Origin of the sequence: Janthinobacterium sp. SUN026 (genome assembly GCF_030397625.1) — a bacterium.
GTDB classification, from domain to species: domain Bacteria; phylum Pseudomonadota; class Gammaproteobacteria; order Burkholderiales; family Burkholderiaceae_D; genus Janthinobacterium; species Janthinobacterium kumbetense.
This window is the reverse complement of record NZ_JAPQNU010000003.1, coordinates 124,430-139,095: the sequence shown is the minus strand read 5'-3', so window position 1 is coordinate 139,095 and position 14,666 is coordinate 124,430. Positions and strand designations below refer to the sequence as shown.

Below are 14,666 nucleotides of genomic sequence, written 5' to 3'. Positions count from 1 at the left end.
ATGCTGACCATCCTCGCCATCACCTTTCCCTTCTTCGCCCTGGTGCTGTGCGGCTACCTTGCCGTGCGGCGCAAGCTGCTGCCGCTGGCCGCCATCGGCGGCTTGAACAGTTTTGTCCTGTATTTCGCGCTGCCCTGCATGCTGTACCGCTTCGGCGCCGCCACGCCCATCGCGCAGCTGCTCGACGCCAGCGTGTTCGGCGTCTATCTGCTGTGCGCCCTGATCATGGTGGGCGTCACCACAGCCATGACCTTGAGCCACCGCATCGATTGGAACAACGCCGCCTTCGGTGCGCTGGTGGCGGCCTTCCCGAATACGGGCTTCATGGGCGTGCCCCTGCTATTGACCTTGCTCGGTCCCCGCTCCTCGGGTCCCGTCATCGTCACCATCGTCGTCGACATGCTCATTACCAGCTCGCTGTGCATCGCCCTGTCGCGCATCGGCAGCGGCGGCGCGCATGGCAGCCGCGCGGCCGTCATGAATGCCTTGAAGGGCATGGTGGGCAATCCGATGCCGTGGGCCATTGTGCTGGGTGCCCTGACGTCGTGGCTGGAACTGGCCTTGCCCAAGCCTTTGATGCAGACGGTGGGCCTGCTGGCCGACGCCGCCTCGCCGGTGGCCCTGTTTACCATCGGCGCCGTGCTGGCCCGTTCGCAAATGAGCACGAGCGACCCGGCGCCACTGGGAGAGTATGTGCCCGTGGCGCTGAAAAAACTGCTGCTGCATCCGCTGTTGGTGTGGGGCATCGGCCACGCGGCCATCGCGCTGGGCGCGCCGCTCGATCCATTTGCGCTGACCTGCATGGTGCTGGTGGCTTGCCTGCCCAGCGCCAGCAATGTCTCGCTGCTGTCGGAACGTTTCGGCGCGAACACTGCGCGTATCGCCCGCATCATCCTCGTGTCGACGGCGCTGTCGTTTCTGACGTTTTCGGCGGCCGTCAGCTGGCTGGCGTGAGGGTGGACTCGTTGTCCCGGGCCGCGCCTCGCGCCTTGCGCATCATCGTGAGCACTGCGCGGCGCGCATCGCCCGCATCATTCTGGTCTCGACGGCGCTGTCGTTTTTGACGTTTTCGGCGGCTGTCAGCTGGCTGGCGTGAGGGTGGACGCGTTGGCCCGGGCCGCGCCTCGCGCCTTGCGCATCATCGTGAGCACTGCGCGGCGCGCATCGCCCGCATCATTTTGGTCTCGACGGCGCTGTCGTTTTTGACGTTTTCGGCGGCCGTCAGCTGGCTGACTTGACGTTGGCGGCGATCAGCGCGCCCAGGGCCTGCGCCGCGCCGGCTTGCGTGTCCAGCGCCAGGCCCTGCGCCATGCTGGCCTGGTCCCGCATGCTGCGGTTCTGCCCCAGCTTCCATTTGCCCGTGATGCGCGCGAGGGGAATCTCGATGCCGACGATGGCTTTCAAGAGTTTCTCGATGTAGCCGGCCGGCGCATCGCCCACTTTCCAAGGCGCGGCTTGATCTGCCTCATGGCGCGCCGTCAGGCGCTCCACCAATCCCAGCAGCCACGCCGCGTCGTCGATGGCGCGCAGGGGGCCGTGCGCGTGCACGACCGCGTAATTGAAAGTGGGGACCTCCTTGCCGCTGCGCTGCTTTTCCGCATACCAGGCGGGCGTGATGTAGGCATGCGGCCCCTGGAAGATCACCATGCAATCATCCTCACTGCCGGCCGCGCGCCACAGCGGGTTGGCGCGCGCCACGTGGGCGCGCAGGATGCCGAATGGCGCATCAAGCGTGGGCGCGGCGATCTCGAACGGCAGGTGGTCGGCGCACAGGCCATCGGCGCCATGGCGCACCAGCGCGCCCAGCGGATGCGCGGCTATCAGGCCATGCAGCACCTCGAGGCGCTCTTCGCGGAAGGTGGCGGGCGTGTACATCTAGCGCGCTCCTTCCACGACCACGTCGGCCGTCAGCGAATTGGCGATGTAGCAGCGCTCGTGCGCGTCGTGGTGCAGGGCGGCCAGCGCCTCGGGCGAGGGCGGCGTTCCCGCGAAGACGATACGGGGACGCAGCACGATGCGCGTCATGGCCAGGCGCCCGGCGGTATTCTTGCCCAGCTCGCCGACGGCGTCATCGCGGTAGTCGTCGATGACGTAGCCGCGCTGCGCTGCCAGCGACAGGAAGAACAGCATGTGGCAGCTCGATGTGGCGGCCACCAGCGCTTCTTCCGGATCGACGTTGGCCGCCACCGACATGGGCAGCGGCACGGACAGGGGCGACGACGAAGCGGGCACGTGCAAGCCGCCGTCGAACTGCCATTCATGGCCGCGGCTGTAGCGCTGGCCGGCGAAATCCTGGCCGTCACGCTGCCAGGCCACGGTGGCGAAAAACTGATGCATGGGTGCTCCGCAAGAGTAGAAGGGGGATGCACCATCTTAGCGCCAGTCTTGGCTATTTAAAACAGCCAATAAGTGCTATCTTGAAGCTACCAATTCAAGAATGCCACCATGCCAGTTTCCCACCTGCACCAGGTTATCGCCGCCTTGCCGCTGCAGCGCGGCGCCAGCGAGCCGCTGTTTCGCCAGCTGTATGCGGCCATCAAGGCCGCCATCCTCGATGGCCGCATGAGTCCCGGCATGCAGCTGCCGCCCACGCGCGACTTTTGCCGCCTGCTGGCCGTGTCGCGCCAGACGGTGCTCAATGCGTATGCGCAGCTGGCGGCCGAAGGCTATCTCGATGGCGCCGTGGGGCGCGGCACCTTTGTCAGCCGCGACGTTCCGCTGCCCGTCCCTGCCGCGGCGCCGGGCTTGCTGCGGCCCCTGTCGGCGCGCGGGCAGGGCGTGGTGGCGGCCATGCGCCAGGTGGCGTTCCACCGGGGGGCGCTGCGCGCCTTTCGCGTCGGCATGCCGCGCATCGACCATTTCCCGTTCGACGTGTGGAACCGCCTGGAAGCGCGGCGCTGGCGCCGGCCCGACCACCATTTCGGCTACAGCGATCCGGCCGGCTACCTGCCGCTGCGCGAACTGCTGTGCGTGTACCTGAAGGCGTCGCGCGGCGTCCAGTGCACGCCGCAGCAGATCGTCATCACTTCCGGTTCGCAGCAGGCGCTGTTTTTGCTGTCGACCATTCTGCTGGCGCCCGGCGACGCGGCCTGGATGGAGTCGCCCGGCTACCGGGGCGCCAGCGGCCCGCTGCGCGCGGCCGGCGCGCGCGTCTGCCCCGTGCCCGTCGATGCGCAGGGGCTCGACGTGGCGTATGGCGTGGCGCATTGCCCGCAGGCGAAGCTGGCCTACGTGACGCCATCGCACCAGATGCCGTTGGGCGTGAGCATGAGCTTGCCCCGCCGCCTGGCCTTGCTGGCCTGGGCCGCGCAAAATAAAGCCTGGCTGGTGGAAGACGATTACGACAGCGAATACCGCTACACGGGCGCGCCGCTGGCCTCGCTGCAAAGCCTGGACCGGGCCGGTTGCGTGGTGTACGTGGGCACCTTGTCGAAAGTGCTGTTCCCGGGCCTGCGCCTGGGCTACATGGTGGCGCCGCCCGCACTGGCCGAAGCGCTGGTGCAGGCCAAGGCCGTGATGGACCGCCACACGGCCATCGTGCCGCAGATGGCGCTGGCCGACTTCATCGCCGAGGGCCACTTTGGCCGGCATATCCGCCGCACGCGCGACAGCAATGCCGAGCGGCGCGACCTGCTGGTGCGTGGCCTGGCGCGCGAACTCGACGATCAGCTCGTCTGCGGCCCGGCCGACAGCGGCCTGGAACTGTGCGCGTATTTCCGCGGCAGCCATGACGAGGAAGCGGTGTCGCGCGCGGGCCTGGCGCGGGGCATCGAATTGCGTCCGCTGGGCCACTATGCCGATCCGGCGGCGGGGCCGGAGTGCGCCACGCCGCCCGGGCTGCTGCTGGGCTTTGCGGCGATTCCCCCGGCCGAGATGGCGCACGGCTTGCAGGAACTGGGGCGCCTCCTGCGTGGCCGATAAACTATACTGGTACTTGCCTGCACATGAAGAACACGACCATGAATATTACCCGCTGCTCCTGGGCCAATCCGGCCAATCCCCGTTATCTCGACTACCACGATACGGAGTGGGGCGTGCCCTGCCATGACGAGCGCCGGCTGTTCGAGATGCTGAACCTGGAAGGCGCGCAGGCTGGCCTGAGCTGGGAAACCATCCTCAACAAGCGAGACACCTACCGCGCCGCCTTCGATAACTGGGATGCGGAAAAGATCGCCGCGTATGGCCCGGACAAGGTGGCGCAGCTGCTGCTCGACCCGGGCATCGTGCGCAACCGCCTGAAGGTGGCGGCCGCCATCACGAATGCGCAAGCCTACCTGCGCCTGCGCGCGGAAGGGCAGACCCTGGACAGCTTCCTGTGGGCGTATGTCGATGGCCAGCCCATCGTCAACAGCTGGCAGACCGGCGAGCGTCCCGCCAGGACGGCCTTGTCCGACAAACTGTCGAAAGATTTGCTCAAGCGGGGCTTCAAGTTCGTCGGCTCGACCATCATCTACGCCTACATGCAGGGCATCGGCGTGGTCGACGACCATGCGCCCGCCTGCTTTTGCCGCGCGGGGCATTGATGCGCCGCGCGCTGGTGCTGCTCGACACGGATTTTGACGGCGCCCGCTTGCGTGCCGTTTGCGCGGCGCATGGCGGCCGCCGCCTGCATTACATCGCGCTGGCGCCGCGTCCCGTCGACGCCAACCACTTGCCCGAGCAGTGGCGCGCGCAGTGGCCGCCCTGCGTGCCGGGCCTGCACCGCATGGTGTCGCACGATGGCCTCGTCACGCTCGATGTGCTGATCGGCGAACCCGATGTCTGCCTGGCGCAATTGTCGGCGCGTGTCGACGAAGTGCACCTGGCCTGGGTGCCGGCAGCCACGCCCGTGCTGGCGCGCCTGATGGTCGATGGCGCCCGCCTGCAGGCCGTGCACCTGGACGAGGCGCAGCGCATGGCGCTGCAAAAGAACGGTTTTGTCTTCGACGAGAGCCGTTTGCGCGCCATGTTTTATGCGCGGCGCGCAGAGCACGTGGCTGCCGTGGCGCCCGAGCGGCGCGCCATCGTCATCGGCGCGGGCGTGGCCGGTGCGGCCGCCTGCGAACGCCTGGCCGCGCGCGGCTGGAAGGTGACCTTGATCGAACGCCACGCGCAGCCGGCCAGCGAGGCGTCGGGCAACCTGGCCGGCATCTTCATGCCGCAGCTGTCGAAGGACGACAATATCGCCACGCGCCTGGTGCGCGCCGCCTACCTGTACTCGCTGCGCTATTGGCAAGACCTGGGCGGTATCGGCAGCGCCTTTGATGGCGCGCAATGCGGCGTGCTGCAGCTGGCGCGCGATGACGCGCATGCGCAGGTGCAGCGGCAGATCGCCGCCAGCGGCCTGTATCCGCGCGAATTCGCCCGCTGGCTGGAAGCGCCCGAGGCGGCGGCCATGCTGGGCGCGCCGGCGCCCGATGGTGCCTGGTGGTTCGAACAGGGCGGCTGGGCGCGCCCGTCCTCCGTCTGCGCCGCCATGCTGGACGCCTGCGGCGCCTTGCTCACGCGGCGCTTTTCCAGCAGCGCCCTGCGCCTGGAACGCGGCGATCAGGAATGGCTGGTGCGCGATGCGCAAGGCACACTGATCGCGGCCGCGCCCACCGTCATCCTGGCGGCGGGCACGGGGGCCGTGGATGTCGAGCAGGCGGCCGGCCTGCCGCTGGACGCCGTGCGGGGGCAGGTCACGCACCTGGCCGAAGGCAGCTTGCCTTCGTTGCCGTTCGTCGTCTGCCGCGAAGCCTACATGACGCCGGCGCACGAAGGTGTCGTGTGCGTGGGCGCCAGCTACGATGCGGATGGGGACACCACGTTGCGCCCATCGAGCCAGGAAGAAAATATCGCGAAGATCGCCGACATCCTTGGCGTAGCCCCGTTCGAGGCGCCGCTGGCCGGGCGCACGGGCTTTCGCTGCGTGGCGCCGGACCGTTTGCCGTTGGCGGGCGCCTTGCCCGACCCCGGCGTGCCGGGCCGCTGCGAGCGCCTGCGCGACGTGCCCCGCTGGCCCGGCCTGTTCGGCTTGCTCGCTTATGCCTCGCGCGGCCTGATCTGGGCGCCGCTGGCGGCCGAGCTGCTGGCTTGCCAGCTGGAGGGCGAGCCGCTGCCGCTGGAGAGTCAATTGGCCGCCGCTTTGGACCCTGCGCGCTTCCTGCTGCGCGAGCGCCGCCGGAACGCCTGAAAAAGCCCATGGCGTTGTTGTCCTGCCTCGCCGTACGTTCGTACTGTCTTCGGCACTCCGCCTGGCCCTGGGCATTTCCAGACACTCCCCCTTCGATTTCTCCATATACGTTTTTCAGCTTTCCAAACTCTTTTTAATTTGTTTTCCGAACAACATAAGTTCGCTACAGTGGACTCGTGCTGGTTTTTGACGACGGAATAAAGAGGTGGAAAGATGGCTGCTGCAGAACTGATTTTCGATCCCCGCGCCGCGCACGGCGAGGCGGCGTTTGACGAAGTACTCAATCTCGCGCGTACCCAGGCGCAGGCGCAAGGCTTGCCGTATGCGGGCATCGTCAGTGCGCAGGATGCATGGCAGCTGGTGCAGGCCGGCAAAGCCGTGCTGGTCGACGTGCGCACGAATGAAGAACGCACCTTCGTCGGCTACGTGCCCGCCTCGCTGCACGTGGCGTGGGCGACCGGCACGTCCATGAACCGCAATCCCCGCTTTACGCGCGAACTGGAAGCGAAAGTGGGCGGCAAGGACGCCGTCGTGGTGCTGCTGTGCCGCAGCGGCAAGCGCTCGGCCGCAGCTGCCGAAGCGGCGGCCAAGGCCGGTTTCACGCACGTCTTCAATATCGCGCAAGGCTTCGAGGGCGACCTCGACGAGCAGCAGCAGCGTGGCCACAGCGGTGGCTGGCGCTGGCATGCGCTGCCCTGGCTGCAAGATTAAATCTCCCTTCAGGATCACCATGAACCAGCGAGCCATCCCCCCCGCCTCCCTAGCCGCGCAGCCGCAATGGGAATTGCGCCAGATCGTCGATGAATTGCGCGCCGTGCGCGAGCAGTGGCGCGAAGGATTGGCCAGCAACCAGGAGTGCGGCGCACGCGAATTTCCGTCGCGCCAGCATTTGCACGACATCATCAAAGCCCTGTGCGCAGCCCTGTTCCCCATGCGCCTGGGTCCCCTCGACCTGCAGCAGGAGAGCGAGGATTTCTTTGTCGGCCATACGCTCGACACGACCTTGACGGGGCTGCACGAACAGGTGCGGCGCGAGCTCAGTTACCACGCGCGCCAGCATGGCTTGCAGCAGACGGTCTCCATCGAACAGCAGGCGCTGGCCATCGTGCAGCGCTTCGCCCGCGCGCTGCCGCGCATCCGCGCCCAGCTCGACACGGACGTGGCGGCCGCCTTCCATGGCGACCCGGCCGCGCACAGCGTCGATGAAGTACTGCTGTGCTATCCGGGCATCCTGGCCATCATCCACTACCGCCTGGCGCACAACCTGTATGCGCTGGGCGCGCCGCTGGTGGCGCGCATCATCGCCGAAGTGGCCCATTCGCAGACGGGCATCGACATCCACCCGGGCGCCATCATCGGCAGCAGTTTTTTCATCGACCATGGCACGGGCGTGGTGATCGGCGAGACGGCCATCATCGGCGAACGGGTGCGCATTTATCAAGCCGTCACCCTGGGCGCCAAGCGCTTTCCCGCCGGTGCCGACGGCGTGCTGAAAAAGGGACTGGCGCGCCATCCCATCGTGCAGGACGATGTGGTCATCTACGCGGGCGCGACGATCCTGGGACGGGTGACCATCGGCCAGGGCTCCGTCATCGGCGGCAATGTCTGGCTGACCCGCAGCGTGGCGCCCGGCAGCCATGTCACGCAAGCGCATAACCAGCAGGAGGCGCCGGAGTTGCCGGCGCCATCCCACCCCGCTTTTGCCCACCACCCATGAGGACAGCATGTTGATCAAACAGTTTGGACTGGCCGTGCGCCAGTTGCGCGAAGGGCATGGCTGGTCGCAGGAGCGCCTGGCCGAAGCGGCCGACTTGAACCGCTCGTTCATCGGCGAGATCGAACGGGGTGCCGCCACGCCGTCGCTGCTGACGGTGGAAAAACTGGCCGGCGCGCTGGGCATCGGCCTGGCGGGACTGATGGCCCGCTGCGAGCCGGAATTGGTGGATTAAGGCGGGTGCATTAAAACGTCGCGTTGATGGCGATAGCATGTTGAGAGATCAGGGGAGACGCTTGATACTTTATTTGTTTTTCAGATAAGCATATTCACTTTTCTCATCAGGAGTAGTCATGGCAGAAGCAACAGAGAGCCAGTTCGCGCTGGGCGATAACGCCGCGCGCCAGCTGGCCAATGCAAGCAAGAGCGTCCCCCAGCTGTCCACGATCACGCCGCGCTGGCTCGTGCACCTGCTGCAATGGCTGCCCGTGGAAGCGGGTATCTACCGCCTGAACCGCGTGAAGAATCCGAAGGACGTGCGCGTGGCCTGCTCGCAGCGCGACGAGTCGGAACTGCCGCAAACCTTCGTCGACTACGACGACCAGCCGCGCGAATACTTCCTCAATGCCGTCAGCACGGTGCTCGACGTGCACACGCGCGTGTCGGACCTGTACAGCAGCCCGCACGACCAGATCAAGGAGCAGCTGCGCCTGACCATCGAAACGATCAAGGAGCGCCAGGAAAGCGAATTGATTAACAATCCCGACTACGGCCTGCTGGCCAGCGTGCACGACGACCAGCGCATCTTTACCCTGACGGGCGCGCCCACGCCGGACGACCTCGACGAACTGCTGACGAAAGTGTGGAAGGAGCCGGGCTTCTTCCTCGCGCACCCGCTGGCCATTGCCGCCTTCGGCCGCGAATGCACGCGCCGCGGCGTGCCGCCACCGACCGTCAGCCTGTTCGGTTCCCAGTTCCTCACGTGGCGCGGCGTGCCGCTGGTGCCGTCCGACAAGCTGCCTATCGAAGACGGCAAGACGAAGATCATCCTGCTGCGCGCGGGCGAACAGCGCCAGGGCGTGATCGGCCTGTTCCAGCCTGGCCTGGCGGGCGAGCAAAGCCCGGGTCTGTCCGTGCGTTTCATGGGCATCAACCGCCACGCGATTTCGTCCTACCTGATTTCGCTGTATTGCTCGCTGGCCGTGCTGACCGACGATGCGCTGGCCGTACTGGAAGACGTGGAGATCGGTAAATACCATGACTACCCAGACACCTACAAGTGATGGTGCGGCGGGCTTGCCTGCCGTCCCGTTTTTACCCGACGAAGCGACCTTGAACCGTCTGGCGGGCGAGTTTTTTGCCCGCCTGCCGGGTTTGGACAAGTCTCCCAGCCTCGGCGGTTCCGGCAGCGTGCTCGATGCGGCGCCCCGCTATGCGAATCGTCCGCCGCCGCAGCCCGGCCCTTCGTTTGCCGCCATCGTCCCTGGCGTGGCGACGGCGCAGGTGCCGCCCGTGACGGCGCCCCTGGAAGCGCCCATTGCGCCGGCCCCCGCGTCCGTACCGACGCCGCGCTTGTCGGCGATCAATGCGCCGGCTGCGCCGTCGCCGTATTATTTTATCGGTGGCGCGCATGGTTATCCCGCGTCGGGCAATGGCCTTGATGGCCTGGCGCGGCAGGGGCAAGGGCAGACAGCGCCCGATGATGTGCGGGGTCTGTTTGCCACGCCGCAGCAGGCGCCCGCGCGCCAGCTGCCCGTCTCGCCAGCCGGTGGCCAGCCCGCGTTCTATTTCCAGACCGAGCTGCCCTCGGCGACGACGCCTGGCGAGCACCAGACGCCGGCGCCGTTCGATGTACACGCCGTGCGGCGCGATTTTCCCGTGCTGGCCGAGCGGGTCAATGGCAAGCCGCTGGCCTGGTTCGACAATGCGGCCACCACGCACAAGCCGCAGTCGGTGATCGACCGCGTGTCGTATTTCTATGCGCACGAAAATTCGAACATCCACCGCGCGGCGCACGCGCTGGCGGCGCGCGCCAGCGATGCGTATGAAGCGGCACGCGCCAAGGTGGCGAATTTTCTGGGCGCCGCCTCGGCCAATGAAATCATCTTCGTGCGGGGCGCCACGGAAGGTATCAATTTGATTGCCAATACCTTCGGGCGCAAGTACATCGGCAGCGGCGACGAGATCATCGTCTCGCAGCTCGAACACCACGCCAACATCGTGCCGTGGCAGCAGCTGGCGGCCGAGAAGGGCGCGACATTGCGCGTGATTCCCGTCGACGACAGCGGACAGATCATCCTCGATGAATTCCGCAAGCTGCTCAACGGGCGCACCAAGCTGGTGTCCGTGACGCAGGTGTCGAATGCGCTGGGGACGGTGACGCCCGTGGCGCAGATCATTGCGCTCGCGCATGCGGCCGGCGTGCGTGTGCTGGTCGACGGCGCGCAAGCCGTGTCGCACCTGCGCGTGGACGTGCAGGCGCTGGGCGCCGATTTCTATGTGTTTTCGGGGCATAAAGTGTTCGGTCCGACGGGCATCGGCGCCGTGTATGGCAAGGCGGATTTGCTGGAGCAATTGCCGCCGTGGCAGGGCGGCGGCAACATGATCGCCGACGTCACGTTCGAGCGCACCGTCTACCAGGGCGTGCCGAACCGTTTCGAGGCGGGCACGGGCAATATCGCCGATGCCGTGGGCCTGGGCGCGGCCATCGACTACGTGCAGCGCATCGGCCTGGAAAACATCGCCGCCTACGAGCACGCGCTGCTGGAATACGCGACGCACCACTTGCAAGCCATTCCCGGCGTGCGTTTGATCGGCACGGCGCTGGACAAGGCCAGCGTGGCCTCGTTCGTGCTGGCCGGTTACGAGCCGGCGGAAGTGGGGCGCGCCCTCAATGACGAGGGTATCGCCGTGCGCTCGGGCCACCACTGCGCCCAGCCGATTCTGCGCCGCTTCGGCGTGGAAGCGACCGTGCGCCCCTCGTTCGCCTTCTACAATACGTATGAGGAAATCGACCGCATGATCGTCGTGGTCAGACGCCTGGCGGGCGCGCGCCGCTGATCTTGCCGCCTTGTCAAGCCGATGCCGCCCCTGCGCCAGCGGGGGCGGCATTGTTGCGTCATGTCACGGACTTTGCGCCTGGCTGGCAGGCGCCCGCAGGCTGGCGGTATAATTTATCCTTGGCAATATTCAAGCCGCGGCCCCCAAGGAGATATCCGGTGGAAGATCAACACAGCTCGCCCGAGCTTTTCCTGTTCCTGGCGTCGACCGTGCACGACATGAAAAACTCGATCAGCGTTGTCAGCGGCACCTTGGAGTCGCTGCTGGCGGCCGAGCAGGCCAAGCCCGCGCCCCAGGCCGACCCCGCCTACCTGCAGATGGCGCAGATGCTGTACCAGACCAAGCGCCTCAACGATAACCTGATCCAGCTGCTGGCCCTGTACAAGGAAGTGGGCAAGCCCGGCTACCCCTTCGACGTGCAGCCGCAACTGGTCAGCCAGGTCATCGACCAGGTGGTGGACCAGGAAAAGATCCTGCTGGCCTCGAAAGGCATCCAGCTGGAGACGGCCTGTCCGCCCGAGCTGATCTGGACCCTCGATGAAGACCTGGTCATCGGCGTGCTCGCGCATGCCATCAACAACGCCATCCGCTACACGAAAGACACGATCCGCCTGTCCGTGCGGGAGCACGACGACATGCTGGAGCTGCGCGTGGAAGACAATGGCGACGGCTATACCCAGGCTTTGCTGGACGCGGGCAGCGCGGCCATGGATGGCATGGCCGCCGGCGTGAATTTTTCCACCAACAGCACGGGACTGGGCCTGTATTTTTCCAGCGAAGTGGCAAAGATGCACAAGCACCGGGGCAGCAGCGGCAGCATCGCCCTGGAAAATGGCGGCGCGCTGGGCGGCGGCTGTTTCATCCTGCGCCTGCCCTGAACGAGGAATCCATGACGACAGACAGCCACGCCACCGCCGCCGAAGCGGGCAGCACCGATTGGGCCGACAAACATTATCTGCTGGTCGACGATTTCATCGGCATCCGCATCCTGTTGCGCGAATCGCTGCGCAACCTGGGCGCGCGCCATATCGACCAGGCGGCCAGCGGCGGCGAAGCCATGAAGCTGCTGGCCAAGACGCGCTACGACGTGGTGCTGTGCGATTACAACCTGGGCGAAGGCAAGAATGGCCAGCAAGTGCTGGAAGAGACGCGCGTGCGCAACCTGACGGCGCCATCGAGCGTGTGGCTGATGGTGTCGGCCGAAAAAAGCGTGGAATCCGTGATGGGCGCGGCCGAGCACCAGCCCGACGCCTACCTGATCAAGCCGATCACGGAAGGCGTGCTGCTGACGCGGCTGAACCGCGTGTGGCACAAGAAGCAGGTGTTCCGCGAAATCGACCAGGCTTGCATGGAAAAGGATTATCTGCGCGCCGCCAAACTGTGCGACGCGCAGATCGAGGTCAACAAGCTGCACGAGCTGGAATTGCTGCGCATGAAGGCCAGTTTGCTGCTGAAAAGCGGCGAGCCGGAAAAGGCCCGCGCCGTGTACGAAAAAGTGCTGGCCGAGCGCGATTACAGCTGGGCCAAGGCGGGCCTGGGCAAGATCCGCATGAATAACGGCGAACACGAGGCGGCGCGGCAGATCTTCCAGGGCGTAATCGTCGAAAACAAGTATTACATCGACGCCTACGACCAGATGGCCGTCGCCTACCAGCTGATGGGCCAGCACGAGGAAGCGTGCGGCGTGCTGGAAAAGGCGGCGCGCCTGTCGCCCAATTCCGTGCCGCGCCAGCGCAACCTGGGACTGGCGGCCCTGAAAGTGGGCAATGTCAGCATGGCGGAAAAGGCTTTCCGCAAGTGTATTTCCATCGGCGAGTTTTCCGTCATGAAGACGCCGGACGCCTACCTGGGTCTTGCGCGCGTGTGCGGCCTGAAGAAGGATGCGAAAGAGGCGCTGCAGTGGCTGCTGCTGGCGCAGCGCGAATTCTCGCCCGAACAGATCGGCTTGCGCGCGAAGATCACGGAAGGCATGGTGCACCACGAAACGGGCGATTACCGGCGCGCGCGCAAGTGCGGCGACGAGCTCGAAGCCATGCTGCTGGAAGACCCGGCGCGGCCCGAAAAGGCCATCTGCATGGAGCTGGCCACCCTGCTGTTCGCCGTCGGCGTCAAGGATGCGCCGGCCGGCCTGCTGTGCTACGTGGTGAAAAACAACCACGACAATCAAGTGGTGCAGGACGAGGTGCAAAAGATATTCGACAAGGCGAAGATGGGCGACGAAGGCACGAGCCTGATCATCGCCTCGCGCAAGGAAGCGTCGGACTTGATGAACAAGGGCGTGCTGCTGTGGAAGACGGACAAGCTCAACGAAGCGGTCGCCTGGATGCGCGCGGCGCGCGAAAAACTGCCGAACAACTTGCGCATCCTGTTCAATTCCGCGCAAATCATCGTTTCCTTCCTGCAGCAGCGCGGGTTTCAGGCCGATTTGGCGGCCGAAGCCATGGAAGTGTTGTTGTATGTAGACAAAATTGCACCAGGGCAGCAGCGCTTCGCGCAATTGATGGAGCAACTGGTGCAGCTGACGCCGCCGCCCGGGCCGGAAGACGCCGTCGCGGCGCCGGAAAATGCGCCGCCGGCAGCGGAAAAAGGGGGAAAAGCCGTGCGTGAGCGTGCCGGATGATAAACTAGGGGCCAGCGTGGGTTCGCCCGTGCTTGAGTTGCTTTACAACAATAAGGAAGAAACTATGCGTGATGTGGTCAATGAAGTATACAAAAAAATGAAGGTCGGCGCCGTTGCCTGGGTACGCCCGGTCGCCGCCAAGGGAGACACGCTGGAAACATTCCAGTCTTCGTACGAGCACGCCAAGGCGCTGGCCGACGAAGGCCTGATCACGATCGGTGACGTAAAACGCCAGGCCGACAACATGATCGAGGCGATCCGCATTCATCGTATCGCCTGATCATATTGCCGGCTTGAAACATCAGGCCTTGCCTGGTGCTTTGGCCTTGGGTGCTGCGCGTTTCGCGGGCGCCTTGCGCAGCGGGGCCTTGGCCTTGGCTGCCGTGCCTGCTTCGGCAGGTTTGGCCGGCTTGCTGGCCGCTGGCTTGGCTTTGCTCACGCCGCCAAAGCTGGCCGCTGCCGCGCTGGCGGCGTCGGGCGACATCGCTGTCGAGACGGCCTGCGTGAACTGATCTTGTAACAAATTCCACCAGGCACTTGGATTGGCCAGCTGGGCTCCGGCCTGGCTGCCGGCATCGGCGGGCGCCGCCGCAGCGGGTGCGGGCGCGGGCGCAGGCGCCGGTTTTGGTTCAGGCGCCGCAGGTGCGGCTTGCTGGAAAAACGCGGAAGCGTAGGGCACCGATTCAAACACGGATTTCTCGCTGGCGCCGGGCTGGGTGATGGCTGCCGCCAGGGACGCGCCCATCGATTTCAAGGTGGCGATGGTGCCGCGCTGCACTTCCAGCGCCTGGATACTGCCGCGCAGCATGCTGGTGTTGAGGTTCAGCCATGCTTCGACGGCCTTCAAGTCATTGATTTTCTTGTCCAGCTCTTCCACCGACATGGTGGGCGCCGTGATGCCAGGCATGCCCATGCCGGGCACGCTCATGCTGCCCCACAGGTTTTTGACGAAGTCGAGCGTATCGGTCACAACTGCTGCGCCCGGCATTTGGGGCATTTGCGGGTTTGCCATGCGAAATCTCCTGGTAGGTGGATAGCCTTAGCGTAGCAGATATCGGCTTGCAACTGACGCAATGCCGCCAACATTTTCTTACATAAAACATTAAGAGTTGAGCACG

The 14,666-nt window shown here is 65.6% G+C and carries 15 protein-coding genes; 12 read left to right on the top strand and 3 right to left on the bottom strand.

The window, feature by feature from the left end; genetic code table 11:
* Nucleotides 1-954, top strand: coding sequence for an AEC family transporter (locus OX459_RS15320; RefSeq protein ID WP_289905690.1), 954 nt, complete (start codon nucleotides 1-3; stop codon nucleotides 952-954).
* Between the two features lie 267 nt (nucleotides 955-1,221).
* Here OX459_RS15320 and OX459_RS15315 read toward each other — a convergent pair whose 3' ends face one another.
* Nucleotides 1,222-1,875: an FMN-binding negative transcriptional regulator gene (locus OX459_RS15315; protein WP_289905689.1), complete on the bottom strand. Its 654-nt coding sequence runs from the start codon at nucleotides 1,873-1,875 to the stop codon at nucleotides 1,222-1,224.
* Entirely contained in the window at nucleotides 1,876-2,337 is a 462-nt protein-coding gene (locus OX459_RS15310) for an OsmC family protein (RefSeq protein ID WP_289905688.1), read from the bottom strand. It abuts the gene before it with no gap.
* Between the two features lie 108 nt (nucleotides 2,338-2,445).
* On the opposite strand from OX459_RS15310, the gene OX459_RS15305 reads away from it, so the two are divergent.
* From OX459_RS15305 to OX459_RS15255, 11 genes are all read left to right on the top strand, one after another.
* Nucleotides 2,446-3,921 (top strand): PLP-dependent aminotransferase family protein, encoded by a 1,476-nt coding sequence (locus tag OX459_RS15305; RefSeq protein ID WP_289905687.1) that lies wholly within the window; start codon nucleotides 2,446-2,448, stop codon nucleotides 3,919-3,921.
* 38 nt (nucleotides 3,922-3,959) lie between these two features.
* Nucleotides 3,960-4,523, top strand: coding sequence for a DNA-3-methyladenine glycosylase I (locus tag OX459_RS15300; RefSeq protein WP_289905686.1), 564 nt, complete (start codon nucleotides 3,960-3,962; stop codon nucleotides 4,521-4,523).
* Nucleotides 4,523-6,154: an FAD-dependent 5-carboxymethylaminomethyl-2-thiouridine(34) oxidoreductase MnmC gene (gene mnmC, locus OX459_RS15295; protein WP_289905685.1), complete on the top strand. Its 1,632-nt coding sequence runs from the start codon at nucleotides 4,523-4,525 to the stop codon at nucleotides 6,152-6,154. The genes OX459_RS15300 and mnmC overlap by 1 nt, the downstream gene beginning before the upstream one ends.
* Nucleotides 6,155-6,367: 213 nt before the next feature.
* Nucleotides 6,368-6,865, top strand: coding sequence for a rhodanese-like domain-containing protein (locus tag OX459_RS15290; RefSeq protein ID WP_251349313.1), 498 nt, complete (start codon nucleotides 6,368-6,370; stop codon nucleotides 6,863-6,865).
* Nucleotides 6,866-6,884: 19 nt separating this feature from the next.
* Entirely contained in the window at nucleotides 6,885-7,871 is a 987-nt protein-coding gene (gene epsC / locus OX459_RS15285; RefSeq protein WP_289905684.1) for a serine O-acetyltransferase EpsC, read from the top strand.
* A 7-nt stretch (nucleotides 7,872-7,878) separates the two neighbouring features.
* Nucleotides 7,879-8,103 carry a helix-turn-helix transcriptional regulator gene (locus tag OX459_RS15280; protein WP_034784364.1) on the top strand — a complete coding sequence of 75 codons (225 nt, stop codon included), beginning with the start codon at nucleotides 7,879-7,881 and terminating at the stop codon, nucleotides 8,101-8,103.
* A gap of 118 nt (nucleotides 8,104-8,221) precedes the next feature.
* The gene (locus OX459_RS15275) at nucleotides 8,222-9,151 is read left to right on the top strand and encodes a family 2A encapsulin nanocompartment shell protein (protein ID WP_034753448.1); all 930 of its coding nucleotides are present in this window, start codon (nucleotides 8,222-8,224) and stop codon (nucleotides 9,149-9,151) included.
* Entirely contained in the window at nucleotides 9,126-10,928 is a 1,803-nt protein-coding gene (locus tag OX459_RS15270; protein WP_289905683.1) for a family 2A encapsulin nanocompartment cargo protein cysteine desulfurase, read from the top strand. Before OX459_RS15275 ends, OX459_RS15270 begins: the two co-directional genes overlap by 26 nt.
* A gap of 158 nt (nucleotides 10,929-11,086) precedes the next feature.
* The gene (locus OX459_RS15265; RefSeq protein ID WP_289905682.1) at nucleotides 11,087-11,806 is read left to right on the top strand and encodes a HAMP domain-containing sensor histidine kinase; all 720 of its coding nucleotides are present in this window, start codon (nucleotides 11,087-11,089) and stop codon (nucleotides 11,804-11,806) included.
* Between the two features lie 11 nt (nucleotides 11,807-11,817).
* The gene (locus OX459_RS15260) at nucleotides 11,818-13,548 is read left to right on the top strand and encodes a response regulator (RefSeq protein ID WP_099665642.1); all 1,731 of its coding nucleotides are present in this window, start codon (nucleotides 11,818-11,820) and stop codon (nucleotides 13,546-13,548) included.
* A complete protein-coding gene (locus tag OX459_RS15255) occupies nucleotides 13,532-13,828 on the top strand; it encodes a hypothetical protein (protein WP_251349309.1) in 297 nt (98 codons plus the stop codon). Before OX459_RS15260 ends, OX459_RS15255 begins: the two co-directional genes overlap by 17 nt.
* A gap of 21 nt (nucleotides 13,829-13,849) precedes the next feature.
* On the opposite strand, the gene OX459_RS15250 is transcribed toward OX459_RS15255, so the two are convergent.
* A complete protein-coding gene (locus OX459_RS15250) occupies nucleotides 13,850-14,560 on the bottom strand; it encodes a PhaM family polyhydroxyalkanoate granule multifunctional regulatory protein (RefSeq protein ID WP_289905681.1) in 711 nt (236 codons plus the stop codon).
* Nucleotides 14,561-14,666: the final 106 nt, after the last annotated feature.

What these genes read in the sequence shown, in the direction of transcription:
- OX459_RS15320 (WP_289905690.1), top strand. Translation starts at nt 1, where the DNA reads ATGCTGACCATCCTCGCCATCACCTTTCCCTTCTTCGCCCTGGTGCTG.
- OX459_RS15315 (WP_289905689.1), bottom strand. Translation starts at nt 1,875, where the DNA reads ATGTACACGCCCGCCACCTTCCGCGAAGAGCGCCTCGAGGTGCTGCAT.
- OX459_RS15310 (WP_289905688.1), bottom strand. Translation starts at nt 2,337, where the DNA reads ATGCATCAGTTTTTCGCCACCGTGGCCTGGCAGCGTGACGGCCAGGAT.
- OX459_RS15305 (WP_289905687.1), top strand. Translation starts at nt 2,446, where the DNA reads ATGCCAGTTTCCCACCTGCACCAGGTTATCGCCGCCTTGCCGCTGCAG.
- OX459_RS15300 (WP_289905686.1), top strand. Translation starts at nt 3,960, where the DNA reads ATGAATATTACCCGCTGCTCCTGGGCCAATCCGGCCAATCCCCGTTAT.
- mnmC (WP_289905685.1), top strand. Translation starts at nt 4,523, where the DNA reads ATGCGCCGCGCGCTGGTGCTGCTCGACACGGATTTTGACGGCGCCCGC.
- OX459_RS15290 (WP_251349313.1), top strand. Translation starts at nt 6,368, where the DNA reads ATGGCTGCTGCAGAACTGATTTTCGATCCCCGCGCCGCGCACGGCGAG.
- epsC (WP_289905684.1), top strand. Translation starts at nt 6,885, where the DNA reads ATGAACCAGCGAGCCATCCCCCCCGCCTCCCTAGCCGCGCAGCCGCAA.
- OX459_RS15280 (WP_034784364.1), top strand. Translation starts at nt 7,879, where the DNA reads ATGTTGATCAAACAGTTTGGACTGGCCGTGCGCCAGTTGCGCGAAGGG.
- OX459_RS15275 (WP_034753448.1), top strand. Translation starts at nt 8,222, where the DNA reads ATGGCAGAAGCAACAGAGAGCCAGTTCGCGCTGGGCGATAACGCCGCG.
- OX459_RS15270 (WP_289905683.1), top strand. Translation starts at nt 9,126, where the DNA reads ATGACTACCCAGACACCTACAAGTGATGGTGCGGCGGGCTTGCCTGCC.
- OX459_RS15260 (WP_099665642.1), top strand. Translation starts at nt 11,818, where the DNA reads ATGACGACAGACAGCCACGCCACCGCCGCCGAAGCGGGCAGCACCGAT.
- OX459_RS15250 (WP_289905681.1), bottom strand. Translation starts at nt 14,560, where the DNA reads ATGGCAAACCCGCAAATGCCCCAAATGCCGGGCGCAGCAGTTGTGACC.